Raw genomic sequence first — 26,328 nt, 5'->3', positions numbered from 1 at the left:
GACCCCGCTCACCCCTGGTGAGCGGGGTCCTCGGCGTTCGGCTGCTCCTTTGCCGCAGGCTCGGCCGGGGCCGGGGCCGGTTCCGGCTCGGACCCGTGGAGTTCCGCCGAGTACTGCCGCAGATAGCCCACCACCGTGTTGGTCACCGCCACCAGCGGTACGGCCACCACCGCGCCGCCGATGCCGGCCACCATGCCGCCGGCCGCCACGGTCAGCACGACCGCGAGGGGGTGCACCCGCACCGCGCGGCCCAGGATGAAGGGCTGCAGCACATGGCCCTCGATCTGCTGCACGGCGAGGACCACGACCAGGGTCATGACGGCGGTGAAGACGCCCTGGGTCACCAGGGCCACGATCACCGCGAGCGCCCCGGAGGCGACCGCGCCGACCAGCGGGATGAACGAGAACAGGAAGATGAAGACGGCCAGCGGGACCGCCATCGGCACATCGAGGAAGTAGATGCCGATGCCGATGAAGATCGCGTCGATCAGGGCGACCAGGACCGTGCCGCGCACGTACGCGGTCAGGGTGCGCCAGGCGCGCGGACCGGCGCCGGCCACGCCCTCCCGGGCGGCGGAGGGCACCAGCTTCAGGAACCACTGCCAGATGCGCTTGCCGTCGTAGAGCAGGAAGAGCGTCGAGAAGAACACCAGCAGGATGCCGGTGAGGGCCTCCACGATGACCTGAACGCCCTCCAGGCCCGCGGACGTTATCTGGTCGGCGTTGGCGCCGATCGCCTCGCGCAGGTTCTTGGCGATCTGGTTGATCTGCTTGTCGGTGACGTGGAAGGGGCTCTTCAGCAGCCAGTTGCGCAGATCGTCGATGCCGGACTGGATCTGGGTGGAGAGCGTGTCGATGTTCTCCATGACCTGCCAGGTCACGAACCAGCCCATCAGGCCGATGACGACGAAGCCGCTGATCGCGGTGAGCGCGGTGGCCGGACCGCGCGGCACCCCGCGGCGGGTGAGCCGGGCGACGGTCGGTTGCAGCAGCGCGGTGACCAGCAGCGCGATGACGAAGGCGAAGACCACCAGCTGGATGGCGCTGATGACCCGCATCAGCACCCAGACGGTGCCCGCCAGCACCAGCAGCCGCCAGCCGGCCTCGGCCGCGACCCGCACCCCCCAGGGCACGGCCTGCGCGGGATCGGGGCGGGCGACGGGCACCGTCGGCACGGAACGGCGGGCGTGCGGCACCGCGTCGGGCGCCACATCGGCCGCCGCCTGCTTCGCACGGGCCGGTGCGGGCGCGGACGACGGCCCGGGGACCGCGTCCTCCTGTTCGACCTCCACGCGGCGGGCGTCCAGCCGTTCGCTCATCTCGGTGAGACCGGCGCCCAGCTTGCCGAGCCACCCTGGTACTCGCGACATGATCCGTCCTCTTCCCCCGCTTCTCGCCACCACTCCCCCCATGGAGTCGTGCGGTTACGACCGTACAGGGCGAAAGCCCCTTCCCAGAGGACGGGAAGGGGCTGCGCGAGGTTGAGCGTGGCGGGACGGAACTCAGTAGTTCCCGTTGGCCTGCCAGTAGGTCCAGGCGTCACAGGGGCTGCCGTAACGCTGGTTCATGTAGCTCAGGCCCCACTTGATCTGGGTGGCCGGGTTGGTCTGCCAGTCGGCACCCGCGGAGGCCATCTTGCCGCCGGGCAGGGCCTGCACGAGGCCGTAGGCGCCCGACGAGGGGTTGACCGCGCGGTAGTTCCAGCTGGACTCGTGGTTCACGATGTTGCTGAAGCACTGGAACTGGCCGGACGGCACGATCTGCCGCGCCATGGCCTGGATCTGGGCGATGGTGTAGGAGGTCTGCACCGGGAAGCTGGCGTTGATGTCACCACGGCTGGCGGCGGCCTTGGTCTCCGCGCGCTGCTTGGCTTCCTCGGCCGCCTTCTCGGCGGCGGCCTTCTTCGCGATCGCGGTCTCGGCGGCGGCCTTGCGGGCCGCTTCCTCGGCGTCCTTCTTGGCGCTCGCGTCCGCGGCGATGGCCTGCGAGTCGGCCTGCTGCGACAGGGTCGCGGACTGGACCTGGGCCTGCTGACCCGTCGGTATGTCCGCGAGGAGCGTGGTGTCGGCTGCTGCCGTCGGCTCCGCGGCGTCGTTGTTCTGCGCGACGCTGCCCGAGGCAACTCCGACGACGCTTCCGACGGCGGTGACTGCGGTGGCCGAGGCCACTGCGAATCCCCGGACCGAAATCCGGCTCACACGGTTTCCTTCCAGCATCGCCCGCTTCGGTGACCCTGGCGGACGCAATCGTGCCCCTGACACTGGCCTCCCAACTGCGGGGTCACGGGAGGCGCGGGCCCGGTGGGCAACTCCCCCTGCGGGGAGCGCCGCGTGGTGCTCGGGCGGCATACGACGAACTCTATGGAGTTGGTGCGTTTGTGGTGCCGGACCGCTGGGGGTACGGCTGTGTCGTATGCGGGGCCTGACAGGACTGAGACTCTGCCGTAACCGGACGCCGAGTGGCAATTCCGAGTTGAGTGTGAAAGCTCACATCCCGTTTGGCCCAAGGGAATTCTGGAAACCTGCACGCACGAAGACGCCGCCCGCTAGGCTCTGATGCCTTTGGCGGACGGCGTCTACGGGTGCTATCGGCTCAGATGTGGCCGTCTTCGAGCATTTCGGTCACCAGGGCGGCGATCTGCGACCGTTCCGAGCGGGTCAGCGTGACGTGCGCGAAGAGCGGATGCCCCTTCAGCTTCTCCACCACGGCGACGACGCCGTCGTAGCGGCCGACCCGCAGGTTGTCCCGCTGTGCCACGTCATGGGTGAGCACCACCCGGGAGTTGGCGCCGATCCGGGACAGCACCGTCAGCAGCACGTTCCGCTCCAGCGACTGCGCCTCGTCCACGATGACGAACGCGTCGTGCAGCGAGCGGCCACGGATGTGGGTGAGCGGCAGCACCTCCAGCATGCCGCGCGCGGTGACCTCCTCGATGACCTCCCGGCTGGTGACCGCCGACAGGGTGTCGAAGACGGCCTGCGCCCAGGGGCTCATCTTCTCCGCCTCGGTGCCCGGCAGATAGCCCAACTCCTGCCCGCCGACGGCGTACAGCGGCCGGAACACCATGACCTTCTGGTGCTGCCGGCGCTCCAGCACCGCCTCCAGACCCGCGCACAGCGCCAGCGCCGACTTGCCGGTGCCGGCCCGGCCGCCCATGGAGACGATCCCGACGTCCGGGTCGAGCAGCAGATCGAGGGCGATGCGCTGCTCGGCGCTGCGGCCCTTGATGCCGAACGCCTCCCGGTCGCCGCGCACCAGCCGGACGTTGCCCTCCGTGGTGACGCGCCCGAGCGCCTTGCCGCGCTCCGACTGGATGGTCAGGCCGGTGTGCACGGGAAGGCCGGAGGCCTCCGGTACATAGAGGTGTCCCTCCTCGAAGAGGACGTCCACCTGCTCGCCGGGGAGCGACAGTTCGCTCATCCCGGTCCAGCCGGAGTTCTCCGTGATGGCCAGCTCGGCCCGGTACTCCTCGGCGAGCAGGCCCACGGACGACGCCTTGATGCGCAGCGGCAGGTCCTTCGAGACGACGGTGACGTCGAATCCCTCGGCCTGCAGGTTGCGGGCCACCGCGAGGATGCGGGAGTCGTTGTCCCCCAGGCGGTAGCCGGTGGGCAGCACGCTGGGGTCCGAGTGGTTGAGCTCGACACGCATGGTCCCGCCGAGTTCCCCGATCGGGATGGGGGCGTCCAGGCGGCCGTGCCGTACCCGGTACGCGTCCAGCAGGCGCAGCGCCTGGCGGGCGAAGTACCCGAGTTCGGGATGGTGCCGCTTGGCCTCCAGCTCCGTGACCACCACGATGGGGAGCACCACCTCGTGCTCCTCGAAGCGGATCAGGGCGTTCGGGTCGGCCAGCAGGACGCTGGTGTCGAGAACATAGGTGCGCCGGTCTGGCTTGTGGCGCTTTGTGCTGGTCACCACGGAAGGACGTACCCCCTCGGATGAGGTCGGGGAGCGACGAAGTGGAAGCCGGGCCGGGAGGGCGGGCGAGACCGGGCCGGTCGGCGGCCCGTGCGCGCGGCGGGCCGGGAGCCGGACCTCCGCGGCTGCTTCCGTGCCGGTATCGCACGGTCGGGCTGGTGCAAAGGGCCTCCCGGGCGGACGACCCCGTGCCGCCCGCTGAGATCCGACGCCCGGGTCGGGCATCGACCTGCTTGCTCTATGCCCTCGAACGCGCGCCGCCATGCAAAAGCGGCCACCGGCACGACGGTGAACTCCTCGTTACGTCCGTCCGAAGCGGGGTACACATGGGCCCCGCCGGTCGGGTGACCGGCGGGGCCGTGGTCCGGGGCTCAGCCGCCGTACCGGCGGTGACGTGCGGCGTAGTCGCGCAGTGCGCGCAGGAAGTCGACCTTGCGGAAGGCCGGCCAGTAGACGTCGCAGAAGTGGTACTCGGAGTGGGCGGTCTGCCAGAGCATGAATCCGGACAGCCGCTGTTCGCCACTGGTGCGGATGACGAGGTCGGGGTCGGGCTGGTCGCTGGTGTAGAGGTGGCGGCCGATCATGTCGATGTCGACGGACTCGGCGAGGTCCTCCATCGCGACGCCCCGGTCGTGGGCGTCGAAGAGCATGGAGCGCACGGCGTCGGCGATCTCCTGCCGGCCGCCGTAGCCGATGGCCACGTTGACCACTATCCCCCTGATGTGGGCGGTGGCCTCCTCGGCCTCCTTCAGGGTGGCCTGCATGCCCGCGGGGAGCAGGTCCATGGCGCCCACGTGGTGCACCCGCCAGCGGCCGTCGGCGGCGAGGGTGCGCACGACGTCCTCGATGATGCCGAGCAGGGGGCCCAGTTCCTCCTGCGGGCGGTCGAAGTTGTCCGTGGACAGCAGCCACAGGGTGACGACCTCGACGTCGGTCTCGGTGCACCAGCCGAGGAACTCCTCGATCTTGTCGGCACCGGCCCGGTGGCCGTGGACGGTGGTGGAGCCGGAGGCCTTCGCCCAGCGGCGGTTGCCGTCCATGATGACGCCGATGTGCTTGGGCACCTGAGCGTGGTCGAGGTGGCCCTCCACCCGGCGTGCGTAGAGCCTGACCAGCAGGCCGCGCAGTTTGTCGCGCAGGTTCACGTGGCCCTCCGGGGGGTTTGGCGCGGGGTACGGTGCCGGGCCCGTCGAGCCTACCGCCGCCAGGGGCCTGGTACGGCCAGGGGCCTGGGGGGTGGGCGGGTATCGGGACGCCGGGCCTCGACCTTGGGACGCGCGCCGGGCGCCCGGTGGTTCCCGTTCGCGGCCAAGAAAAAACGGGCCGGTCCGTGGGGGGGAGACGGACCGGCCCGAGGGGGGGTTTCCACCATAACCCTTCGTGAGGGGAAATGGAGGCATCGGCGGGCTAAAACTACTCTCCGCAATCATATGGGGACGCCCTGATGGCCGGGGAATGATGGATTCCGGGGGGCCTCACGGCCATTTCACAGCGGAATCCCAGGGGAAACCGGTCGGATACGAATGAATCCGAAGAGTTTGCGCCGTCTTGTGGTCACATCGGCGTGTTGCCCGAGGTTCCCTCCGATGGGCTACCCGGTCAGCGAACGACGCCTTGACGGCTCCCTCGCGCACCGGGAGGGCGATCACCGGGCGCCACGGCACCGCGCAGCCCCCTCCACTGCGCGGTACCCCTCGCGCTGCTTTGCGGGCGCGAATTGCGTTGGTCTGAACTTACGTGACGGGTGGGGCTGGTGTGAACAGTGTTCGATAACGATGTGGACACCGCACCCCGGCGGAGGGCCTAACGGGGCTTGCGTGCGTCCACGAGATGCCGCGCGCTGTGCGCGACGAACGGGCCCTCCCGCTCGATCCGCTCGTGCAGCGACCGCAGTTGGGGCTCATACGCCTCGACGGTGAACCCGGGCACCATCCACACGACCTTGCGCAGGAAGTGGACAACGGCGGCGATGTCACGGAATTCCATCCGCAGCCGCTCCGCCCGCAGCCCCACGATCTCCAGGCCCGCCGCCTCGGCCGCGGCCCGCTCCCGCTGCGGGTCGCGGGCGCCGCGCGCGGACTGCGGCTGCGGCCCGAGGAAGTACTCGACCAGTTCGAAGACGCTGGCGGGCCCGACGTGCTGGGCGAAGTACGTGCCGCCGGGCCGCAGCACCCGCGCGATCTCGGCCCAGTGGGGCGTCACCGGGTGCCGGCTGAGCACCAGGTCGAAGGCCTCGTCGGCGAACGGCAGCGGCGCGTCGTCCGAGGCGGTGACGACCACCACGCCGCGCGGCCGCAGCAGGGCGGTGGCCTTGGCCGCGTTCGGCGCCCAGCCCTCCGTGGCGGCGATCAGCGCCGGCCGGGCCGGGGCGGCCGAGTCGAGGGCGAAGGCCAGCACCTCGCCGCCGCCGGTCTGGACGTCCAGCGCGGCCTCGGCGCGGCTCAGCCGCTCCCCCGCCGAGCGGGCGTACCCCCACGAGGGCCGGGCCTCGGTGGCCCGCCCCTCGAACCACGAGAAGTCCCACCCCTCGGTGGGCACGGCGGCCCCCTCGGCCACGAGTTCGGCGAACGACGGCTTCCCGGTCATGGACATCGATGATGGCAGAGGGCGAGCGGCCGGGGCCTGTGGTTTTCGCCCGGGGTCGGCTTCGTCGGACGTCGGTCGCCGGACGACGGTGTCGGCGCGGACCTCGGTCGGCCGCCGTACTGCACCGGCCACGGCGGCCGCGTCCCCGGCGACGCCCGCGCCGGGCCCCCTCGGCGGCTCGGGCGGCAGCCGGGGCCGGAACACGACTCCGGGTCCGGTCTTGAAGGTCGTCCCGGTGGGGAGAAGGGGAGGGTACGAACGCTTTGCCGAGCACGCCCGTCGACCGCGGAGGAAACATGGCACGACGACGCTGGCGGGACGGCCGGGGCACGTTGAGTGTGCCCGGCGGGACCGGCGCCCGGGACATCACCGTCCCGCTGGAGATCGCCGCCTCCTACCGCGCCCGCACCCGGGGCCTGCTGGGCCGGACCTCCCTCGACGGCGCCATGCTGCTGTCCCCGGCGAACTCGGTGCACACCTTCGGCATGCGCATCCCCATCGACGTCGCCTACCTGGACCGCCGGCTGACCGTCCTGTCGGTGCGCACCATGCGCCCCGGCCGCCTGGGCCTGCCCCGCCCGCGCGCCCGGCACGTGCTGGAGGCGGAGGCGGGCGCGATGGCGGGGTGGGGGGTGCGGGCCGGGGTGCGGGTGGAGCTGACGGCGGACGGGTGACGCGGTCACCGCGCGGTGCGCGGGAAGGACACCTCCACCCGGCGGTTCTTGCGGCGGCCCTCCTCCGTGGAGTTGTCGGCGATCGGGTACTGCTCGCCGTAGCCGCGGACCTCGAAGGTGATGTCCGGGCTGCCGAGGTCCTGGGCGAGGACCGACTGGACGGCGTTGGCACGCTGCCGGGAGAGCAGGATGCCGTGGGCCGAGGAGCCGAGGTCGTCGGTGAAGCCGAAGACCCGGACCTGGGTGGCGTGCTGCCTTCGGATCTCGTCGGCGATCGCGGCGATGCGGGCCTTGGCGTCGGCGCCGAGCGACGAGCTGTCCTTGCCGAACAGGACTTCCGCCTGGAGGGCGAAGGTGACGTCCGCGTTGGTGTCCTCGCGGCGTTCGTCCCCGCTCTGGTCCTCCACGACCGACTTGATGTCCAGCACCTTGGGCGTGGCCAGGGTGGCGCCCTCCGGCAGCTTGAGGTCCGGATCATGGGGGTCGATCTTCACCGGGGCGGCGGCCGACGGTGCGGTGTCGGGAGGTTCGGTGGGGTCCGTGCCGGTGGCGTGCGCGGAGCCGGGCACCGCGCCGAGCAGGAGGGCCGCGGCCGCGAGGGTGAGCGCGAGACGGGGTCGGGTGGTCACGGCGCGCCCCTCAACCGGAGATGTGGAGGGTGGCGGAGGAGAAGGTGGGCAGCTGGAACTCCACCTCGTTCACGGGCGGCGCCGGGAACTGCATGAAGACGGCGAGGGTGTCACCGGCCCGCAGGGTCGAGAAGCCGGTGGTGGTCAGCGGGCGGCCGTCGGTGTCCCGCAGCACGTAGTACCGCTTCTTGCCCTTCGGGTCGACCAGTGTGGCCCCGCCCAGTGACCGGCCGTTCTTGATGATCTCGGTCTCGTTGCCGCTCAGCGCGGAGGGGATGACGACGCTCTGGGAGCCGTCGTTCTTCAGGGTGCCGTCGACGGTGACGAATCCGCCGGAGTCCCGCTGCGCGGAGGTGATCTGGAGGCCGAGCCCGTCGGAGCCCCGCAGTTCGGCCAGCGGCTGGTCCGACCGGCCCTCCTGGGTGCCGGGGTTCGACCCGGTCGTCCTGGCAGCGGATGCCGGGTGGTCCGGCCGCTTGCCGTCGTCGCCACCGCCGCCGCAGCCGGCCGCACCGCCGGCCAGAGCGGCCACGACGGCCAGCGCGGCCGTCCCTCTGCGGGCTCTCGCGGTGAACCGCATGCTCATCATCCGCTTCCCTCGTCACTCGTCGTTCGCTTGTCAGTCGGCCAGATGGACGTCGAAGAGGTCGTCGGGCCCGGGGAGTCCCGACGGATCGTCCGGTTTGGGGTCCCACACCTTGTCCTTGCAGGCGAGCCGGGGCAGCGGGGCCTTGGCGGCGCCCTCGGCCGGGAGCTCGAAGGTGCACAGCGGTTCGATCTCGGCGGTGGCGGAGGCGGTCGACCTGAACTTCTCGGTCCCGGGTACGACCGAGCGGCCGACGGACTTGTCCGTGCGCACCTCGGTCCGGTACTTCAGCGGGCCCGCCGGGGAGCACGCGGTCAGCCGGGCGTCGTTGCGGGCCGCGAGTTCTCCGGCCCGGGCGCAGGGGTCGCCGAGGACCGGCGTCCGGCCGTCGAAGACGTCCTGCCACTTGGCCGGGTCCCGCAGCACCTTCAGCCACTGGCCGGCGAGTTGGTCGCGCACGTCCTGGGCCGCCGCGAGCGCCGAGGCGTCGGCGGCCGTCTGGGCGCCGCTCCGGTTCACCGCGGCCTGGCCGACCGCGAGGTAGGCGAACGCAAGAAAGAGCAGGCCCGCCACCACCGTGAGATAGATGGGGAAGGCCTGCCCTGCGTCCCGGCCCGGCCGGGTCAGCCGCCGGTGACCTCGGAGATCTTCGAGGTGATCGCGTCGTAGATCGTCTGCCCGATGCTCGTCCCGGTGATCGCCAGCACGATCGCCACGACCACCGCGATGATGCCGAGGTACTCCACCGCCGTCTGCCCCCGGTCGCCGCGGGCGGCGCGGGTCATCAGATACGTCACCGTGGTGTTGAACCATCTGCTCACGGTTGTCCCCTCCAGCCTCGTCTCCGATCCCGGCACCGTACGGCGGGGTGCGCCGGTCGGCCGAGGGTCCCTGGGCCCAACCGTGGGCCCATCGCGGAGTGTTGGCGTCGGCGCGGGCGGTCATCTCACGCCACCCCCAGCCATTTCGCGGCGGCCTGGGACCTGGTGGTGGCCTGGAGCTTGGCGAAGATGCGGTTGATGTGGTTCTTGACCGTCTTCTCGCTGATGAAGCAGACGGCGGCGATCTGCTGGTTGGTCATGCCGGACGCGATGAGGTCCATGATCTCCGCCTCCCTGACACTCAGCCGGAACCGCGACCGGGACGACTGTCCCATAGCGGATTGCAATTGTGAAGGAGGTAGGAGCGTATTTTGGACGCTCGTGGAAGGGAGTTGAGCTTCCGCGTGTGCAGGTGCACTTCCCCGCAGTTCGTCGAGTAATGCCCTGGTCGCGCCGGGCGTGACGTGCGGCCTGCCCTCGTGGACGTCCCGTACGGCCCGTACCAGCTGCTCGGTGGTGAACTCGCCGTGCACCAGGTACCCCCCGGCCCCCAGGCGCAGTGCCTCCCGCACCGTCCGCGAGTCGTGGCTGTAGGTGAGCATCATGACGGGCGCGAGGCGCAGCAGGTGCGGCAGAGCCGACAGGCCGTCGACCCCGGGCATGCGGACGTCGAGGAGGACGACGTCCGGGCGGTGCCGCAGCGCGGCCTCGTACGCCTCGCGGCCGTCCATCGCCTCCGCCACCACGGTGGTGTCCGCGCGGTCCGCGAGCAGCGCGGTCAGGCCGGCGCGCACCACGGGGTTGTCGTCGGCCACCAGCAGCCGCAGCCGGGCCGGCGGCGGGAACACGTGCGGGCGCATGGTGTGCCTCCTTTCAGGGGCTGGAGAGGGCGGCGGGCAGGGGGAGTTCGACGCGTACCTCCGTGCCCCGGGTGTGGGTGCCGCGGCCGACGCGGATGCGGGCGCCCGCCTGGGCGGCCCGTTCGACCATGCCGAGCAGGCCGAAGTGGCCGGAGGACCGCAGGTGTTCGAGCGTGGTGCCGGGCGGGAGGCCGCGGCCGTCGTCGTGGACGGTCAGGCGCAGCAGCCCGCCGTCGACGGCGACCCGCACGTCCACCCGGGTCGCCTCCGCGTGCCGCTGGGCGTTCTCCAGGGCCTCCGTGGCGATGGACAGCAGGGCGCGGGAGCGGTCGGCGGACAGCGCGGGCAGGGTGTCCGGGGGGTCCGGGCAGGCACAGGTCACCTTGAGGGTCGTACGGGCGGCGAAGTCGCCGACGACGGCGGCCAGTTCGGACCAGAAGGGCGGGGCCGAGCCGGCCGGTTCGCGGCGCAGGTCCGTCAGCAGTTCCCGGGACTCCGCCGCCGCCCGGCGGGCCGAGCGGGAGACCAGTTCGGCCTGTTCCCGCAGCCGGTCCGGGTCGGGGTCGGCGGCCGAGGCGGTGGCCGCGAGGCCGTCGGCGGCGAGCGCGACCCCGTACAGGGTCTTGGCCAGGGAGTCGTGCATCTCCCGGGCCAGCCTGGCCCGTTCGGCGCTCACCGCCTCCGCCGCCGCGAGCCGCGCCCGTACCGCCGTCAGCGCCTCGGTGGCGGCGCCGAAGCGGAGCATCAGGCCGCGCAGGGTCGAGCCCATGGCACCGGCGACGACGCACAGGCCGGGCAGCAGCAGTGCCTCGGCCACGGAGGCGTCGCGGCCGGCCTTCAGGGTGAGGTGGACGACGAACAGGATCAGCGCCTGGAGGGAGGCGAAGCAGGCCGCCCCGCGCCAGCTGTAGAGCAGGCCGGCCAGCAGCGGGGTGCAGACGCCGACGTAGGCGAGGGTGGTGTCCGGGCCCGCCGAGACCAGCAGGAGGGAGCCGAAGAGGGTGTCGGCGGCCAGCAGGCCGGGGTGGCGCAGCAGCAGGGGGCCGAAGCGCTCCCAGTCGCGGAAGAGCACGTAGGACACCATGAAGGTGACGATCACGGCCGCGCCGACCAGGCGGACGCCCAGGCCGGGGGCAGCGTTCAGCAGGGCCGCGGGGGCCGCCACGACGATCATCGCCAGCCGGAAGCCGAACACCTGCCGGCACAGCGCCTGCAACGCCCGGACCTGCACCTGCTCCGACGGCGGCTCGTCCGCGCGCCCCGCCGACCCCAGAAGTCCCGTGACACACCTCCTCGTCACCCCCCTCAACCGCTCGACCCGCCCGGCCGTCACGCCCTTCACTTCCCCGTGAGCGATCCGAAGTCCACCCCGGAACCCAGCAGCAGTCCCGCGCCCAGCAGCAGCATCGTCGCCGGGACCATGAACGTGGTGATCATCAGCGTGGCCTTGGGCACCGCGCGGGCGGCCTTGCGGCGGGCGTTCTGGGCGTCGGTGCGGCGCATGTCCTTGGCCAGCGAGACGAGGGTGTCCACGATCGGCGCGCCCAGTTCCTCGCCCTGCTGGAGCGCGGTGACGAACATGGCGACCTGCTCGGAGTCGTTGCGCCGGCGCAGTTCCGCGAAGGCCTGGCGGCGGCTCATGCCGAGGTCCATCTGGCGCAGGGTGATGCGCAGTTCGTCGGCCCAGGGACCCTCGTAGCGGGAGGCGACCCGGTCCAGCGCCTGCCGGAAGCCGAGCCCGGCGCTGACCACGACCGCCAGCACGTCCAGGAAGTCGGGCAGGGTCCGCTCGATGACGTCCTTGCGCACCCGGATCGCCGACCAGATGCCGACCTCGGTCCAGAACGCGCCGAAGAGCAGCAGCAGTACGGCCACGAACCACTGGCCGCGCAGCAGGAACACCAGGCAGCCGACCCCGCCGAGGACGCCGTAGACCGCGCGGCGGGCGGCGTAGCGGTCGATGGTCAGACCGCCCGGGTTGCCCGCGAGGTCGATCCGGCGCCGGTACCTGGCGACCAGGCGGGGGCCCATCAGGCGGAGCACCAGCGGGGCGTAGCGCATGCCCATGCGGTCGATGACGGAGCCCATCGCGCCGGTGCGGGTGGCGCCCACCTCCAGGGCGATGGCGAGGTCGCCGGGGAGCTTGGCGTCGGCGCGGTACATGCGCACGCCGGTGAAGATCCCCCAGACGGCGGCGCCCGCCAGCAGGGCGAGCAGCAGGGCCATGGCGTGCCTCCTCAGACGTCGATGCGGCTGAGCCGCCGGATGAGGACGAAGCCGACGGCGTACAGCGCGAAGGCGATCAGCACGCAGATCTGGCCGGCCGGGGAGCCGGTCATCCGGGCCAGGGCGCCGTCGCGGACGCCGTTCATCAGGAACAGCGCGCCGACGCCGAGCGCGGGCACGGCGTACGACGTCATGGTCACCTGGGACAGCTGGGTGCGGATCTCGCGCCGGGTCTCCTTGCGTTCCTCCAGGGTCTCGGTGAGGTTGCGCAGGGCGGAGACGACCTGGCCGCCGGCCCGGTTGGCGAGGACCAGCGTGGTGACGAGGACGACCAGTTCGCGCGAGGGCAGCCGGTCGGCTAGCTCGCCGAGGGCGTCGTCCAGGGAGTGTCCGACGGACAACTGGTCGGCGACCTTGGCCAGTTCCTCGCCGGCCGGGGCCTCCAGCTCCTCTGCGGCCATCCCGATGGCGGTGCGCAGGGCGAGTCCGGCCTGGGTGGCGTTGGCCAGGATGCGGGCGAGTTCGGGGAGCTGGCCGATGAAACGCTCGATGCGGCGCTGCCGCTGCCAGTTGAGGAACTGCACCGCCGCCCACACGCCCAGCAGCCCGGCGATCGGCCCGAAGAAGGGGGCGAGCGCGGCCTGTCCGATCAGCCAGAGCGCGGCGACCGTGACCAGCAGGGCGACGGAGAACTCGCCCGGCGTGACGTCCAGTCCGGTGGCGGCCAGGCGCCGTTCGAGCCGGCGGCCGGGGCGGGTACGGCGCAGTCGCCGGTCGAGGTCGCGGAAGTACCGCCTGCGGCCGGGGGCGGCGGGTGGCGGCCCGGTGTGCGAGAGGCGGTCCACGAGGGCGGCGCGCCGGGCCCGGCCCCGGGCGTGGCTGTGCACGCCGGCCACCGCGAGGACGCAGGCCAGCAGCGTCGCCCCGAGGGTGAGCTGGACGAGGGTGTGGAGTTCCATGTGGGGGCCTACCTGGCTTCTCGGGTGGCGAGCTGGTCGGCGGTGCGGGCGACGCCGAAGGCCTGGGGGACGGGCTGGCTCGCCATGTGGAGGCGGTCGGCGGTGCGGCGGGGCAGCGGGAAGTAGGCGAAGTCGCCATGCACCCGGCCGTCCGCGGTCATCGGCCGGGCGTCGAAGCGGGCGACGGTGGCGAGCCGGTACGGCTCCCCGCCGTGGCTGTCGAGCAGGGCGATCTCGGTGATACGGCGGGCGCCGTCGGCGAACCGGGTGAGCTGGACGATCACGTCGACCGCGCTGTTGATCTGGTCGTGCAGGGCGACGAAGGGCACTTCCACGTCGGACATGGAGGCGAGGGTCTGCAACCGGGTGAGGGCGTCCTCGGCGCTGTTGGCGTGCACGGTGGCCAGCGATCCGTCGTGGCCGGTGGACATCGCCTGGAGCATGTCGAGGGACTCGCCGCCGCGGACCTCGCCGACCACGATCCGGTCGGGCCGCATCCGCAGCGAGTTGCGGACCAGGTCGCGGATGGTGACCTGGCCCTTGCCCTCGACGTTGGGCGGCCGGGACTCCAGCCGGACCACATGGTGCTGCTGGAGCTGGAGTTCGGCGGAGTCCTCGATGGTGATGATGCGCTCGTGCGGCGGGATGAGTCCGGACAGGGCGTTGAGGAGGGTGGTCTTGCCGGTGCCGGTCGCGCCCGAGACGATGATGTTGAACTTCGCCCGTACCAGCCCCGCCATCAGGTACACCATCGGCTCGGCCAGCGAGCCCAGCCCGATCAGCTCCTGGAGGGTGAAGGAGCGCGGGAAGCGGCGGATGGTGAGGACGGGGCCGGTCAGCGACAGCGGCGGGATGATGACGTTGACGCGCTCGCCGGACGGCAGTCGGGCGTCGACCATCGGATTCGACTCGTCCACCCGGCGGTTGACGGTCGACACGATCCGCTCGATGGTCTGCATCAGCTGGTCGGTGGAGACGAACCGCAGCGGCAGCTGCTCCACCCGGCCGGCCCGCTCCACGAAGACGGCGTCCGGGCCGTTCACCATGATCTCGGTGATCGAAGCGTCCTCCAGCAGCGGTTCGAGGATGCCGAGGCCCAGTGCCTCGTCCACCACCCGCCGGATCAGCTGGGACCGCTCGACCGTCGACAGCACCGGTCCCTCGCGGCTGATGATGTGGCCGAGCACCCGCTCCAGCCGGCTGCGCCGGTCGGCGGCGGCCAGCGAGCCCATCTCCGCGAGGTCGATCTCCTCCAGCAGCTTGGCCCGGTAGGCGGCGACCAGGTGTCCGTCCTCGCCCCGGCTGCCGTGCTCCTCCGGAGTGCTGATGCGTGCGCGCAGGCTCATGGTCCCCTGCTCCTCAGTGGTCGAGCGGCATGGTGGCGGACTTGGTGGCGTCGCCGAAGCTCCAGACGATCTTCGGGATGCGGACGGTGGCGGTCACGGTCACGGAGCCGCCCCCGCCGCCGGACGAGCAGCGCACGTCGATCCCGCCGCCGACCGCCGCGGCGCACGCCTGCTGGGCGTCCTGCCGCAGCGACGCGGCCCGCGCCCCGGCCCGGGCCGCCGTACCGGCCTGCTCGGCGGCGTAGGCGACGGCGCCGAGCTGGATGCCGGCGAGCGCCACGAGCAGCAGGACGGGCACGAACCCGAGGTATTCCAGGGCGACTTGTCCCCGGTCGCGGTCTCTCCTGTGCGCCATCTCAGTCCTTCACCTCTTCCACCGCTCCCGCGTGGCCGTGCACCGTGAAGGGGAAGGAGGCCAGGCCCGGGAAGAGCACCGGGACCTTGAGGGAGACATCGGCCGTCACATAGCCGGAGCCGCCGCAGCGCACCGCCGCGTTCGCCCGCCACGCCGCCGACAGGTCCTTGCGCCCGGCCGCCGAGCAGGCCGCCTCGCGGGCGCCGCCCGGCGCCGCCGCCGTACCCGCCCGTACCGCCTCGTCCGCGGCGTTCCCGGCGAGCGTGAAGGTGTACCCCACCAGCACGGCCTGCCACATGAGCACCAGCGTCAGGAGGATCAGCGGTGTCATCCCGAGGAACTCGATGCTCACCTGGCCCTCGTCCGCGCCCCGCCGTGTCATCGGTTCACTCCTTCCGCCGCCGGAAGCCGCCGGGCGCGCGCGCCGGGCCCCGGTGCGCGCCCTCGGCCGCCCGTGCCAGCCCCAGCTCCCCCGCGAGCGCCCACAGGGCCTGCTTCACGGTGCTGCGGCCGTCGAGTTCGTGCACCCGCCCGGCGTCCACCACCGCCTGGAGTTCCTTGAAGTGGGCGGGGACGGCGGTGCGCGCGAGTGCGGTGCCGGTGATCCGCTGCACCAGGGCGGGCTGGATCTCGGTGTGCCGGCTGTGCCGGTTGACGACGGTCGTGGTCTCCTCGGCCTTGCGGATCTGGAGCCGGTCCCACATCCGCACGGTCCGCTTGGCGGCGCGTACGGCGATCACGTCCGGCGTGGTGACCAGCAGCGCGGTGTCCGCCGTCTCGACCGCGGCGGCGCCGGCCCCGCCGAGCTGGGCGCCGCAGTCGACGACGACGACCTCGTAGCGCGAGCGCAGGGCGCGCACGATCTGCCGGACGGCCCGGTCGGTGACCTCCTCGCCGCGTTCGCCCTCGCCGGGCGCGAGCAGCAGGGACAGTCCGGTGTCGTGGCGGAAGAGGGCGTCGGCGAGGACGCGCGGGGAGATGTCCGTGATCGCGGCGAGGTCGGCCACCGACCGCCGGAACTGGATGTCCAGGTAGGAGGCGACGTCGCCGGACTGGAGGTCGAGGTCGACCAGGGCGGTGGGCCGCCCGGAGGCCTGCGCGGCGAGCGCCAGCTGCACGGCGGTGAGCGTGGCCCCCACCCCGCCCTTGGCGCCGCTGACGGTGACGACGGTGCCCCCGCCGCCGCCCGCCGCCTCCCCGCCGTGCCCGAGGTGGCGCCGTACCTCCGTCGCCCACTGGGCGACGGCCTGCACCCGGCCCGCCAGTTCGTCGTACGACAGCGGGAGCGCGACCAGTCCGCGGGCGCCGGAGTCCATGGCGGCGGCGAACAGGCCGGGGCTCGCGTCGCTGGTGACGAGGATGACGCCGACGGCCGGGAAGCGCAGGGCGATCTCCCGGACCAGCTCCAACGCCGGGACGGGGCCGATGCGTTCGTGGACGACGAGCACCTCGGGGAGTTCGTCCACGGACTCGGCGGCGAGCCGGGCGAGGGCGTCGACCAGCTGGGTGGAGTCGGTCAGCGGCGGCTGCGGCTCGGCGTCGGGCAGCTGGCTGAGCAGGGTGACGAGGGAGCGGACGGCGTCCGGGTCGGCGCCCGCCGGGAGGATCCTGGTCGGCATGCGGGCCGCCTCTCACTTGTCCGTGGCGAGTTCGTAGGTGCGGTCCTTGTCCGGCACGCCGCCGTCGCCGCCGGGCGCCACCAGCGCGAGCCGGACGCGCTGGGCGAAGGACTCGGCGTAGGTGACGCGCTGGGCGTCGAGGGTGGACAGCGCGAAGGTGATGGGCACGGCCTCGCTGGGCTGCTGCGGGCCGTTCTTGGCGGCGTCGGGGTCGAGGGCGGTGATCCGGCCGACGTCGAGGACGCGCGCGTCGGTCACGATGATCTTCGACTGGTCCGGGTCGCCCTCCTTCTTCCCGGCGAAGGTGGCGTAGACGTTGACCCTCGACCCGGGGGTGATCTTCCCGGCCACGCCGGTCGCCGCGTCGATCATGATGGCGACCTCCTGCTGCCCCGGCTGGAGGGCGGGCTGGTCCACGATCATGTCGCTCTGCAGCAGCGATCCGGCGCGCAGCGTGGTGACGGCGGTCTTGCCCTGGATCTGCCGCAGATCGGTGACGGCGGTTCCGGACAGCCAGCGCCTGGGCATCCGGATCTTCTCGAACTGTCCCGCGTCCAGGGCGGTGTACGGCTTGACGTCGGAACGCACCCGGTAGGCGGTGACCTCGGGGCCGACCTTGGAGTCGACGTCGTGGACGACGGACAGCACGCCGGCGAACGCGCCGAGAGCGCACAGGACCGACAGGATCAGCAGGAGCACGCCGCGGCGCTGACGGGAGTTCATGAACCGTGCAACCTCGTTGGGGGAGTCGGTCGTTCGGGATATGGACGTGTGCTCGGGTCAGGCGGGCGTGCGGGGTTCGAGGGCGCGGGGTGTGGCGGGCTCGTGGGCGGGCGGGACGGCGGAGCAGAAGACGCAGCGGTCGCCGATGACGTCGAGTCCGCACCAGTGGCAGGTGGACTGCCGTACGGAGGTGACCAGTTGGTACAGGACGGAGAGGTCGTCCAGGTGGCCGCAGAACTCGATCAGGCGGCCGGTGCCCCACCAGGTGCGGGATTCGGCGGGCAGCGGGGTCTCGCGCACGCCCTGGGCCTGCCACTGGGCGCCGAGTCCGGCGGCCCAGTCGCCGGGCAGCTGCCCCTTGGCGAGGAGCAGCCAGGTGGGGAATTCGGGGCCCTTGAGGGTGGCGCCGGGCACGGCCTTGACGAACTGGGGCTCGGGGTGGGCGAGTACGGCGAACCGGGTGCCCGGCATCCAGGACTTGGCGTGCGCCTTCAGTCCGACCGGCACCCGGTCCAGCCGGGCGACGGAGCCGAGGACGGCGCCGGCGTGGATGTAGTGGGCGAGCAGCCGCCCGGCGGAGGCGAGCACCCCGGGGCTGAGGTCGCAGGAGGCGAGCTGCCGTAACTGGCGGGCGAGGACGGCGACCCCGAGGGGCGGTAAGTCGGGCCGGAACAGGGCGATGCGGTCGCTCTCCAGCAGCGAGCGCAGGGTGTACAGGCGGCGCACGACGGGTTCCGGGGTGGCCGCGGAGCACACGACGACGACGTGTCCGTGCCGCTCGACGAGGGCGTGCAGTTCGGTGAGCGCGTGATCGAGCGGGCGCCCGTCGAGGCCGTCCAGCACGACGGCGGGCATGGTGCGTTCGTCCTGTGGCGGCAGTGCCAGGTCGGCACTGGTCACGGCAATGGCTGTTGGCACGCGCCGCTCCCCGGTGACTTCACTGCGTGACTACCTGAGCACTGTATCCACGGGTGTGTGGCCGGAGAACAGCGTCGGTGGAGCCGGTGTGGAAGTTGACGAGGCAAGTCGCTGCAAACGGGGACAAGTCGACCGGGCGATCGGGGGAGGCTCCGGCGCGCGGCGGGGGCGGGCGCGAGCGGACGACCGGAGATGGTTTTGATCTGGACCTCTTGACAGCGCAATTGGTCTGGACCAACTTGTGTGTGCACCGATGGCCACCGGTTCCACTCCCCACCCGGCAACTTCCCCACGACTCCCCGGAGGTCCCCGTGGACCGCGCACCAGGCACCCTCAGACCACTTCGCGGCCGACGCCGGCCGGCGGCATGGGCCGCCGCCACCACCCTCGCCCTCGCGGCCGCGGGGCTCGCCGCCACCGCCGCCCCGGCCGCCGCGGCGGACGTCAACAACGTCGTCAACGCCGGCTTCGAGTCGGGCCTGTCCAACTGGACGTGCAGCGCGGGCAGCGGCACGACGGTCTCCTCCCCGGTGCACTCCGGCACCAGCGCCCTGAAGGCGACCCCGGCCGGGCAGGACAACGCCCAGTGCACGCAGACGGTCGCGGTCAAGCCCAACTCGTCGTACACGCTGAGCTCCTGGGTGCAGGGCGGCTACACGTACCTGGGCGTGACGGGCACGGGCACGACGGACGTCTCCACGTGGACCCCCGACACGACCACGTGGAAGCAGCTGTCGACGTCCTTCACCACGGGCGCGTCGACCACGTCGGTCACCGTCTACACGCACGGGTGGTACGGCCAGGCCGCCTACTACGCCGACGACGTCTCCCTCTTCGGCCCCGACGGCGGCGGCACCGGCGGCACCACGCCGCCGCCCACCGTCCCGGCCGCCCCCACGGGCCTCGCGGTCTCCGCCAAGACCTCCTCCTCGGCGACCCTCACCTGGTCCACGTCCTCGGGCGCCACGGGCTACAACGTGTACGAGAACGGCGCGAAGGTCGCCTCCACGACGGGCACCTCGACGACCGTGACCGGCCTGTCCCCGGCCACCTCGTACAGCTTCCAGGTGACGGCGACGAACGCGGCGGGCGAGTCGCAGAAGTCGGCCGCGGTGACGGCGACGACGGACTCCTCCGGGTCCGGCGGCACCGGCGGTTCGCTCCCGAAGCACGCGGTGACCGGCTACTGGCAGAACTTCAACAACGGCGCCAAGGTCCAGAAGATCTCGGACGTCCCCTCCGCGTACGACATCATCGCGGTGGCCTTCGCGGACGCCACCACGACGCCGGGCGCGGTCACCTTCAACCTGGACTCGGCCGGCCTCGGCGGCTACACGGTCGACCAGTTCAAGGCCGACATCAAGGCCAAGCAGGCGGCGGGCAAGAAGGTCATCGTCTCCATCGGCGGCCAGAACGGCACGGTGTCGGTGAGCGACTCGGCCTCGGCGACGAACTTCGCGAACTCCGTCTACTCCCTGATGCAGACGTACGGCTTCGACGGCGTCGACATCGACCTGGAGAACGGCCTGAACGCGACGTACATGACGCAGGCGCTGCGCGCCCTGTCGGCTAAGGCGGGCCCGTCCCTCGTCATCACCATGGCCCCGCAGACGATCGACATGCAGTCCACGTCCGCGTCCTACTTCCAGACGGCGCTGAACATCAAGGACATCCTCACCGTCGTCAACACGCAGTTCTACAACAGCGGTTCGATGCTGGGCTGCGACGGCAAGGTCTACAGCCAGGGCACGGTCGACTTCCTGACGGCCCTCGCCTGCATCCAGCTCCAGGGCGGTCTCGCCCCCTCCCAGGTGGGCCTCGGCGTCCCGGCGTCCACCAGCGCGGCGGGCAGCGGTTACGTCTCCCCCTCGGTCGTCGACAACGCCCTCGACTGCCTGAGCGCCGGCACCAACTGCGGCTCCTTCAAGCCGTCGAAGACCTACCCCGCCCTGCGCGGCGCGATGACCTGGTCCACCAACTGGGACGCGACCTCGGGCAACGCCTGGTCGAACGCGGTGGGCGCGCACGTGCACGCGATGCCGTGAGCTGACACCTGCCTTCCCCACGGCGCCCGGACTCCTCGACGAGGGTCCGGGCGCCGACGCGTTTTCGGCCAGTCCCGCCCGATTCGCGTTGCGAGCGGCGACGCGGCGATGTGATGCTCCGGGGCGTGAGCGCTCAGGGGGGCGGGATGAATTCGACGACGGGGACACGCGGATCACACCTCGCGGAATACACGGAGATCGCGGCATCCGCCGAACGGGAGAAACCGGGAACCCACGGGCACGGCGAGGACATCACTTCGCCGTCGAACCGGAATTCCTCCACTCGTTCCGACGCCGACGAGCTGGCACACGCGCGCCGTGAATTCGCCGTGCGGATCGGCGAGTTCCGCCGCACGGCGGTGCTCGTGCCCGTGGATGAGCACGACGTTCCCCTGACGGGTGATTACGGCGGCGTCCGCTGGATCTACGCCTTCTCCAGCGAGGCGGCCCTGGCCCGTTACGCGCTGGCGCGGGGCGAGGGCGAGCGGGAGTGGACGTACCAGAGGTGGCTGGGCGCGCGGCTGCTGGACGCCGCCGTGCCCGCCGTGGGGATGCCGTGCGGGGTCGCGCTGGACGTGGGCGGCGCGGGCACGCTGTTCCCGCCGGTCGTGGGGATCGTGCCGGACCGGGCCGCGGTGGACGCGACCGGTGGACCGGGCGGCTCGGCCGGGGGGTCGGGGGACGTGCGGTGAGCGGTGACGGCAAGGACCTGAAGACCGAGGGCCTGGCCCTGATCGCCAAGGGGCTGAACGACGCCCTCGGCGAGTTGAAGGAGCTGGGCATGGTGTACGAGGCGGACACCGGCCGGGGATTCGACAAGGTCGGCCTGACCGGCATGCAGTTGGGCCACGAGGGACTGACCGGCGAGTTCAAGTCGTTCTGCGAGCGCTGGGAGTGGGGTGTGCGCGCGCTGATCGACGAGGGCAGCGGATTCGCGGCGAAGACGGGCCTGGCGGCGGGCACGTACTACGACACCGAGAACTATGTGGTGGGCACCTTCAAGGACGTCGCCAACGCGGCGATCGGCAATCCCGACGCCTCCGAGGCGGACGTGGAGAAGATGGGCTGGGGCGACATCTTCGAGTCCAGTGCGTACGCCGGGAACGCGGACTACAGCAAGGAGTCATTCGATCGGGCGTGGGCCAACAGCAAGCAGGGCTGGAACGACGACGCACGCGACTTCATGGACTCGCAGGTCGCGCGGAACATGGGCATCAGGCCGAGCGGCATGTCGGACGCGGAGTACCACAGGATGCTCGACGCGGCGTTCGGCCCCTCCCCCGCGGAACGCGCCGCGGCCGCCGGGCAGCAGGGCGGTGAGGGCTGATGGGGCTGGGCGAGATCGGCAAGTTCACCGACACGGTCCTCGGTGCCGGTGAGGAGACGTGGAACGCGGGCAAGAAGAAGCTCGGCGAGGGCGTCGACTGGGCCGCGCACAAGGTGGGCGGTGAACTGGACCACGTCGGTCTGCACAAGTGGGCCGACAAGATCGAGGACGCGGGAGACGGACTCGCCTCCTATCTCGGCGCCACCCCCGGTGAGAAGCAGCTCGGCGAGACGGACGATCCCCACCAGCTCCTGCACGGCGCTCCGGAGCGGATCCGGGAGAGCGCCGAGCATCTGCGGGACTTCCACGGCGCCTTCGACAAGGTCGGCCAGGGCATGCGCAAGGTCGACTCCTCCGGCTGGCAGGGTGAGGCCGGCGATGCCTTCCGCGAGAAGTTCGGTGTGCATCCGGCCAAGTGGGCCACCGCTGCCGAGGCGTGCCTCGAAGCGGCGAAGGCGCTGGAGTCGTACGCGGACACCGTCACATGGGCCCAGAGCCAGGCCAAGGAGGCGTTGGAGCTCTACAAGAAGGGCGAGAAGGCATCCAGGGACGCGGCCGAGGCGTACAACAAGAAGGCCGACGCGTACAACGCGAAGGTCAAGGCCGACGAGGACCCCGGCCCCAGGCCCGAGCCGTTCCACGACCCCGGCAAGGCCGACGTCGACTCGGCCGTGCACAAACTCGCCGCCGCCCGCAAGCAGCGCAACACCGCGGCCACGGAAGCCCAGGGCAAGATCAAGACGGCCCTCGCCCACGCCCCGGCCGAGCCGCCACCGCTGGCCCGTCTGCGCCACAACCTCGAAGACGGCTACATGCAGCTCGACACCGAGGCCGTCCATTTCGTCGGCGGTGTCGTCAAGGGCACGGCGGGCCTGGTCACCTTCGTCCGCGGCCTCAACCCCCTGGACTCCTACAACCTCACGCACCCGGCCAACTACCTCCAGCATGTCAGCATGACCCTGAGTGGCCTGGTCGCCACCGGCGAGCACCCGGACCGCGCCCTGAAGGGCATGTGGTCCGACTTCAAGAAGGACCCGTCCGAATTCGGCGGCCGCATGCTTCCCCAGCTCTTCGTGGGCGACGGCGTCGGCCTGGAGGCCGGACTGACGCGCGACGCGGCACAGGCGGGCATGCGCTCGGTGGCCGAGGGCACCCTGAAGGACGGGGCGCGGGTGGGGGCGGAGGACGCGGGAAGGGCCACCGCCCGGGACACGGTGCGCGAGGACCCCCGTCAGCCCTCCCGCGAGCAGGACTCCCGGGTCAGCGACGGCACCGACCCCATCGACCTCGCCACGGGCAGGATGTATCTGCCCCAGACGGACGTCGTCCTGCCCGGCGCACTCCCGCTGCTCCTCGAACGGCGGGTGGAGTCCGGCTACCACCTGGGCCGTTGGTTCGGCCCGTCGTGGTCCTCCACGCTCGACCAGCGTCTGGAGATCGACGCGGAGGGAGTCGTCTTCGTCACGGCGGACGGCCTCCTCCTGTCCTACCCCCACCCCGCGCCGGGCCTGCCCACCCTGCCCACTCACGGCCCCCGCCGACCGCTGGACCGCGTCGACGGCGGCTACACCATCACCGACCCGGAAACCCGCCGCACCTGGCACTTCGCCGACCGGACCGAGAACCTCGCGGTGCTGGAGCAGGTGGACGACCGCAACGGCAACTGGATCACCTTCGAGTACGACACCGAGGGCACCCCGCTGTCCGTCTTCACGAGCGCGGGCCAGGGCGTCCTCGTCACGACCGAATCGGGCCGCGTCACGTCGTACCACTTGGCGACGACGGGCGAGGAACTCAAGCGCTTCCGCTACACGGACGGAAATCTCACGGAGGTCGTCAACTCCTCTGGTCTGCCGCTCCGTTTCGCGTACGACGAGGCGGGCCGGGTCACGTCCTGGACGGACACGAACGACCGCGGCTACACATACGAGTACGACGACCAGAACCGCTGCGTCGCCGAGGGCGGCGCGGCCGGCCACATGACCCTTCGCCTGACGTACGAGGGCCCGGATCCGACCACCGGCCTGCGCACGACGACGGCCACCACCGGTGCGGGCCACACCCGCCGCTACCTGGTCAACGACGCGTGGCAGGTGGTCGCGGAGAACGACCCGCTGGGCGCGACCACGAGCTACGTCCGGGACCGCTACAACCGTCTGCTCTCCACGACGGACCCGCTGGGCCACACGACATCGTTCCGCTACGACGAGGCGGGCAATCTCACGTCCGTCGTCCGCCCGGACGGCCGCGAGTCGCGAGCGGAGTACGACGAGCCGGGTCTGCCGGTCAAGCTCGTCGGCCCGGACGGCATGGTCGTCCGGCAGACCTTCGACGCGCGGGGCAACCGCACGTCGGTGACGGACCCGGCGGGCGGGACGACCCACTTCACGTACAACGAGTCCGGCCATCCGACCTCGGTGAGAGACCCGCTGGGCAACACGACGACGGTCGAGTGCGACCGGGCGGGCCTCCCCGTGAGGGTGACGGATCCGCTGGGCGCGGTCACCCGCTATGAGCGGAAAGCCTTCGGCCGCCCGACCGCGATCACCGACCCGGCCGGCGCGACGACACTGCTGGAGTGGTCGGTCGAGGGCCACCTGCTCCGCCGTACGGCTCCCGACGGCACGACGGAGACGTGGACGTACGACGGCGAGGGCAACTGCACGAGCCACACGGACCCCTTGGGCGGGGTCTCGCGCTTCTCGTACACCCACTTCGACCTCCTGTCGTCCCGCACGGGCCCGGACGGGGTGCGCTACGAGTTCGACCACGACGCGGAACTGCGCCTGACGAAGGTCACCAACCCGCAGGGCCTCACGTGGGAGTACGCGTACGACGCCGCAGGCCGCCTGGTGGCGGAGACGGACTTCGACCACCGGACCCTGACGTACGAGTACGACCCGGCAGGCCGCCTGACCTCCCGCCGTAACGCCCTCGGTGAGCAGATCTCTTTCGAGCGAAACGAAATCGGCCAAGTACTGCGCAAGAACGCGGCGGGCCGGATCACGACCTTTGCCTACGACCTGACGGACCAACTGGCCGAGGCGACGGGCCCGGACGGCACCACACTGACGTTGCTGCGCGACCGCCACGGCCGCCTGCGCTCGGAGACGGTGAACGGCCGGACGCTGACATACACGTACGACGCCCTGGGCCGCCGCACGGGCCGCACGACCCCCACCGGCGCCGTCTCCACCTGGTCGTACGACGCGGCGGGCCGCCGCACGAACATGGTGGCATCGGGCCGCACCATCGACTTCACCTATGACGACGCCGGCCGCGAACTGACCCGCCGCATCGGCGAGACGGTGACACTGGCCCACACCTTCGACGCACTGGGCCGCCTGACGACCCAGTCGGTGACCGGCGCCGCGGGCACCCTGGTCCAGCACCGGTCCTACACCTACCGCGCCGACGGCAACCTGACCGGCATCGACGACCACCTCTCGGGGCCCCGCCGCTTCGACCTCGACGCGACCGGCCGGGTCACCGCCGTCCACGCGGCCGGCTGGACCGAGCGCTACGCCTACGACGAGGCGGGCAACCAGACCGAGGCCGGCTGGCCCTCCGCCCACCCCGGCACGGAGGCGACCGGTCCCCGCGCCTACGAGGGCACCCGCATCCTGCGCGCCGGCAACGTCCGCTACGAACACGACGCCCTGGGCCGCATCACCCTCCGCCAGAAAACCCGCCTCTCCCGCAAACCGGACACCTGGCGCTACGCATGGGACACCGAAGACCGCCTGGTGTCGGTGACGACCCCGGACGGCACCCGCTGGCGCTACACGTACGACCCCCTGGGCCGCCGCACCGCCAAACTCCGCCTGTCCGACGACGGCGAAACCGTCCTCGAACACGTGTCCTTCACCTGGGACGGCACCACCCTCTGCGAACAGACCACCACCTCCCCGTCCCTCCCCCACCCCGTCACCCTCACCTGGGACCACCAGGGCCTACGCCCCTTGTCCCAAACCGAACGCATCACATCCGCCGACACCCCCCAGGAAGAAATCGACTCCCGCTTCTTCGCCATCGTCACCGACCTCGTCGGCACCCCGAACGAACTCATCGACGAACAGGGCGACATCGCCTGGCGCACCCGAAGCACCCTGTGGGGAACAACGGCATGGGCAACAAACAGCACGACGTACACGCCGCTACGCTTCCCCGGCCAGTACTACGACCCGGAAACCGGGCTGCACTACAACTACTTCAGGCACTATGACCCCGAGACCGGCCGGTATCTCAGCGTCGACCCGCTCGGCCTGGAACCAGCTCCAAATCCAGTCACTTACGTCGAAAGACCTCACACTTGGAGCGATTCTCTCGGGCTCGCACCCGAGGGGTGCCCTCGCCAGTTAGGAATTACCAGCGCCGCCCAACGAGCCATCGAAAAACTTGAAAACATAAAGAAGGATCCGCTCGGCGACGTAAATTCGCAGGCCAACCACAACCACTACAATGCGGCCAGGCGAGAGGCAAGCGGGGAAGTCGTCGCCCGGAAGGCCGACGGTACGCCCTTCGACCACATCGCCGAGTTGAAGCAGGCACGGGACGGATTGGACAGGATCAGAAGGGTCCTTGACCGGGAAATTTCGAGCCCTCCCGAGACGTTGACCGACCGCGGGCTCGAGGTTCTGATCACAAAACGAAAAAATGCGATCGCCGAACTTGATCGACTCAACGGGTTCCTGCATTCAATCGGACATCGCACTTGAGTATCCTGAAAGGCGACC

General features: G+C 71.4%; 24 protein-coding genes. 5 read left to right on the top strand and 19 right to left on the bottom strand.

Annotated features, from left to right (window positions below):
• Positions 1-8: 8 nt before the first annotated feature.
• The 5 genes from ACSP97_RS22715 to ACSP97_RS22695 form a co-directional block, all read right to left on the bottom strand.
• Positions 9-1,370: an AI-2E family transporter gene (locus tag ACSP97_RS22715; protein ID WP_440554004.1), complete on the bottom strand. Its 1,362-nt coding sequence runs from the start codon at positions 1,368-1,370 to the stop codon at positions 9-11.
• 132 nt (positions 1,371-1,502) lie between these two features.
• Positions 1,503-2,216, bottom strand: coding sequence for a transglycosylase SLT domain-containing protein (locus ACSP97_RS22710; protein ID WP_355145877.1), 714 nt, complete (start codon positions 2,214-2,216; stop codon positions 1,503-1,505).
• 376 nt (positions 2,217-2,592) lie between these two features.
• Entirely contained in the window at positions 2,593-3,918 is a 1,326-nt protein-coding gene (locus ACSP97_RS22705) for a PhoH family protein (RefSeq protein ID WP_440554001.1), read from the bottom strand.
• A 371-nt stretch (positions 3,919-4,289) separates the two neighbouring features.
• Positions 4,290-5,063: an isoprenyl transferase gene (locus tag ACSP97_RS22700; protein WP_364727411.1), complete on the bottom strand. Its 774-nt coding sequence runs from the start codon at positions 5,061-5,063 to the stop codon at positions 4,290-4,292.
• Between the two features lie 658 nt (positions 5,064-5,721).
• Positions 5,722-6,504 (bottom strand): class I SAM-dependent methyltransferase, encoded by a 783-nt coding sequence (locus ACSP97_RS22695; RefSeq protein ID WP_440553999.1) that lies wholly within the window; start codon positions 6,502-6,504, stop codon positions 5,722-5,724.
• Positions 6,505-6,800: 296 nt separating this feature from the next.
• On the opposite strand from ACSP97_RS22695, the gene ACSP97_RS22690 reads away from it, so the two are divergent.
• Positions 6,801-7,178, top strand: coding sequence for a DUF192 domain-containing protein (locus ACSP97_RS22690; RefSeq protein WP_440553997.1), 378 nt, complete (start codon positions 6,801-6,803; stop codon positions 7,176-7,178).
• Positions 7,179-7,183: 5 nt separating this feature from the next.
• On the opposite strand, the gene ACSP97_RS22685 is transcribed toward ACSP97_RS22690, so the two are convergent.
• The 14 genes from ACSP97_RS22685 to ACSP97_RS22620 form a co-directional block, all read right to left on the bottom strand.
• Positions 7,184-7,807: an OmpA family protein gene (locus tag ACSP97_RS22685; protein WP_355145867.1), complete on the bottom strand. Its 624-nt coding sequence runs from the start codon at positions 7,805-7,807 to the stop codon at positions 7,184-7,186.
• 10 nt (positions 7,808-7,817) lie between these two features.
• The gene (locus ACSP97_RS22680) at positions 7,818-8,393 is read right to left on the bottom strand and encodes a hypothetical protein (protein ID WP_355145865.1); all 576 of its coding nucleotides are present in this window, start codon (positions 8,391-8,393) and stop codon (positions 7,818-7,820) included.
• Between the two features lie 33 nt (positions 8,394-8,426).
• Positions 8,427-9,020, bottom strand: a complete 594-nt coding sequence (locus ACSP97_RS22675; RefSeq protein ID WP_382072323.1) for a pilus assembly protein TadG-related protein — start codon at positions 9,018-9,020, stop codon at positions 8,427-8,429.
• Positions 9,017-9,214, bottom strand: a complete 198-nt coding sequence (locus ACSP97_RS22670; RefSeq protein WP_070029141.1) for a Flp family type IVb pilin — start codon at positions 9,212-9,214, stop codon at positions 9,017-9,019. Before ACSP97_RS22670 ends, ACSP97_RS22675 begins: the two co-directional genes overlap by 4 nt.
• Positions 9,215-9,339: 125 nt before the next feature.
• A complete protein-coding gene (locus ACSP97_RS22665; protein WP_440553994.1) occupies positions 9,340-10,074 on the bottom strand; it encodes a response regulator in 735 nt (244 codons plus the stop codon).
• A 13-nt stretch (positions 10,075-10,087) separates the two neighbouring features.
• Positions 10,088-11,347: a sensor histidine kinase gene (locus ACSP97_RS22660; protein WP_440558469.1), complete on the bottom strand. Its 1,260-nt coding sequence runs from the start codon at positions 11,345-11,347 to the stop codon at positions 10,088-10,090.
• 65 nt (positions 11,348-11,412) lie between these two features.
• Entirely contained in the window at positions 11,413-12,300 is an 888-nt protein-coding gene (locus tag ACSP97_RS22655) for a DUF5936 domain-containing protein (protein WP_355145861.1), read from the bottom strand.
• Between the two features lie 11 nt (positions 12,301-12,311).
• Complete coding sequence (locus ACSP97_RS22650; RefSeq protein WP_355324063.1) at positions 12,312-13,259, bottom strand: type II secretion system F family protein; 948 nt, start codon at positions 13,257-13,259, stop codon at positions 12,312-12,314.
• Positions 13,260-13,267: 8 nt separating this feature from the next.
• The gene (locus ACSP97_RS22645; protein ID WP_355145857.1) at positions 13,268-14,605 is read right to left on the bottom strand and encodes a CpaF family protein; all 1,338 of its coding nucleotides are present in this window, start codon (positions 14,603-14,605) and stop codon (positions 13,268-13,270) included.
• 13 nt (positions 14,606-14,618) lie between these two features.
• A complete protein-coding gene (locus ACSP97_RS22640; protein WP_440553990.1) occupies positions 14,619-14,960 on the bottom strand; it encodes a TadE/TadG family type IV pilus assembly protein in 342 nt (113 codons plus the stop codon).
• Position 14,961: 1 nt separating this feature from the next.
• Positions 14,962-15,342, bottom strand: a complete 381-nt coding sequence (locus ACSP97_RS22635; protein WP_355145853.1) for a TadE/TadG family type IV pilus assembly protein — start codon at positions 15,340-15,342, stop codon at positions 14,962-14,964.
• A 4-nt stretch (positions 15,343-15,346) separates the two neighbouring features.
• Complete coding sequence (locus tag ACSP97_RS22630) at positions 15,347-16,579, bottom strand: AAA family ATPase (protein ID WP_355145851.1); 1,233 nt, start codon at positions 16,577-16,579, stop codon at positions 15,347-15,349.
• Positions 16,580-16,591: 12 nt separating this feature from the next.
• Positions 16,592-17,302 (bottom strand): Flp pilus assembly protein CpaB, encoded by a 711-nt coding sequence (gene cpaB, locus ACSP97_RS22625; RefSeq protein ID WP_355145849.1) that lies wholly within the window; start codon positions 17,300-17,302, stop codon positions 16,592-16,594.
• A gap of 57 nt (positions 17,303-17,359) precedes the next feature.
• Positions 17,360-18,220 (bottom strand): hypothetical protein, encoded by an 861-nt coding sequence (locus ACSP97_RS22620; protein ID WP_355145847.1) that lies wholly within the window; start codon positions 18,218-18,220, stop codon positions 17,360-17,362.
• A 311-nt stretch (positions 18,221-18,531) separates the two neighbouring features.
• Between ACSP97_RS22620 and ACSP97_RS22615 the strand changes: the two genes are divergently transcribed.
• The 4 genes from ACSP97_RS22615 (at position 18,532) to ACSP97_RS22600 (ending at position 26,310) form a co-directional block, all read left to right on the top strand.
• On the top strand, positions 18,532-20,265 hold the full coding sequence (locus ACSP97_RS22615) for a chitinase (RefSeq protein ID WP_440553987.1): 1,734 nt from the start codon (positions 18,532-18,534) through the stop codon (positions 20,263-20,265).
• Positions 20,266-20,411: 146 nt separating this feature from the next.
• Positions 20,412-20,957: a hypothetical protein gene (locus ACSP97_RS22610; RefSeq protein WP_440553985.1), complete on the top strand. Its 546-nt coding sequence runs from the start codon at positions 20,412-20,414 to the stop codon at positions 20,955-20,957.
• Positions 20,954-21,592, top strand: a complete 639-nt coding sequence (locus ACSP97_RS22605) for a hypothetical protein (RefSeq protein WP_355531968.1) — start codon at positions 20,954-20,956, stop codon at positions 21,590-21,592. The genes ACSP97_RS22610 and ACSP97_RS22605 overlap by 4 nt, the downstream gene beginning before the upstream one ends.
• Positions 21,592-26,310, top strand: coding sequence for a putative T7SS-secreted protein (locus ACSP97_RS22600; protein WP_440553983.1), 4,719 nt, complete (start codon positions 21,592-21,594; stop codon positions 26,308-26,310). Before ACSP97_RS22605 ends, ACSP97_RS22600 begins: the two co-directional genes overlap by 1 nt.
• Positions 26,311-26,328: the final 18 nt, after the last annotated feature.

Source organism: Streptomyces sp. SCPE 10, assembly GCF_051980735.1.
Classification (GTDB): Bacteria; Actinomycetota; Actinomycetes; order Streptomycetales; family Streptomycetaceae; genus Streptomyces; species Streptomyces misionensis.
Note: the sequence above shows the minus strand (reverse complement) of the source record. Positions and strands in the feature narration are given on the sequence as shown.

Coding starts and splice junctions, on each gene's coding strand:
- ACSP97_RS22710 (WP_355145877.1), bottom strand. CDS start 2,216: ATGCTGGAAGGAAACCGTGTGAGCCGGATTTCGGTCCGGGGATTCGCA.
- ACSP97_RS22645 (WP_355145857.1), bottom strand. CDS start 14,605: ATGAGCCTGCGCGCACGCATCAGCACTCCGGAGGAGCACGGCAGCCGG.
- ACSP97_RS22635 (WP_355145853.1), bottom strand. CDS start 15,342: ATGACACGGCGGGGCGCGGACGAGGGCCAGGTGAGCATCGAGTTCCTC.
- cpaB (WP_355145849.1), bottom strand. CDS start 17,302: ATGAACTCCCGTCAGCGCCGCGGCGTGCTCCTGCTGATCCTGTCGGTC.
- ACSP97_RS22630 (WP_355145851.1), bottom strand. CDS start 16,579: ATGCCGACCAGGATCCTCCCGGCGGGCGCCGACCCGGACGCCGTCCGC.
- ACSP97_RS22655 (WP_355145861.1), bottom strand. CDS start 12,300: ATGGCCCTGCTGCTCGCCCTGCTGGCGGGCGCCGCCGTCTGGGGGATC.
- ACSP97_RS22695 (WP_440553999.1), bottom strand. CDS start 6,504: ATGACCGGGAAGCCGTCGTTCGCCGAACTCGTGGCCGAGGGGGCCGCC.
- ACSP97_RS22680 (WP_355145865.1), bottom strand. CDS start 8,393: ATGAGCATGCGGTTCACCGCGAGAGCCCGCAGAGGGACGGCCGCGCTG.
- ACSP97_RS22600 (WP_440553983.1), top strand. CDS start 21,592: ATGGGGCTGGGCGAGATCGGCAAGTTCACCGACACGGTCCTCGGTGCC.
- ACSP97_RS22640 (WP_440553990.1), bottom strand. CDS start 14,960: ATGGCGCACAGGAGAGACCGCGACCGGGGACAAGTCGCCCTGGAATAC.
- ACSP97_RS22715 (WP_440554004.1), bottom strand. CDS start 1,370: ATGTCGCGAGTACCAGGGTGGCTCGGCAAGCTGGGCGCCGGTCTCACC.
- ACSP97_RS22665 (WP_440553994.1), bottom strand. CDS start 10,074: ATGCGCCCGCACGTGTTCCCGCCGCCGGCCCGGCTGCGGCTGCTGGTG.
- ACSP97_RS22690 (WP_440553997.1), top strand. CDS start 6,801: ATGGCACGACGACGCTGGCGGGACGGCCGGGGCACGTTGAGTGTGCCC.
- ACSP97_RS22610 (WP_440553985.1), top strand. CDS start 20,412: ATGAATTCGACGACGGGGACACGCGGATCACACCTCGCGGAATACACG.
- ACSP97_RS22650 (WP_355324063.1), bottom strand. CDS start 13,259: ATGGAACTCCACACCCTCGTCCAGCTCACCCTCGGGGCGACGCTGCTG.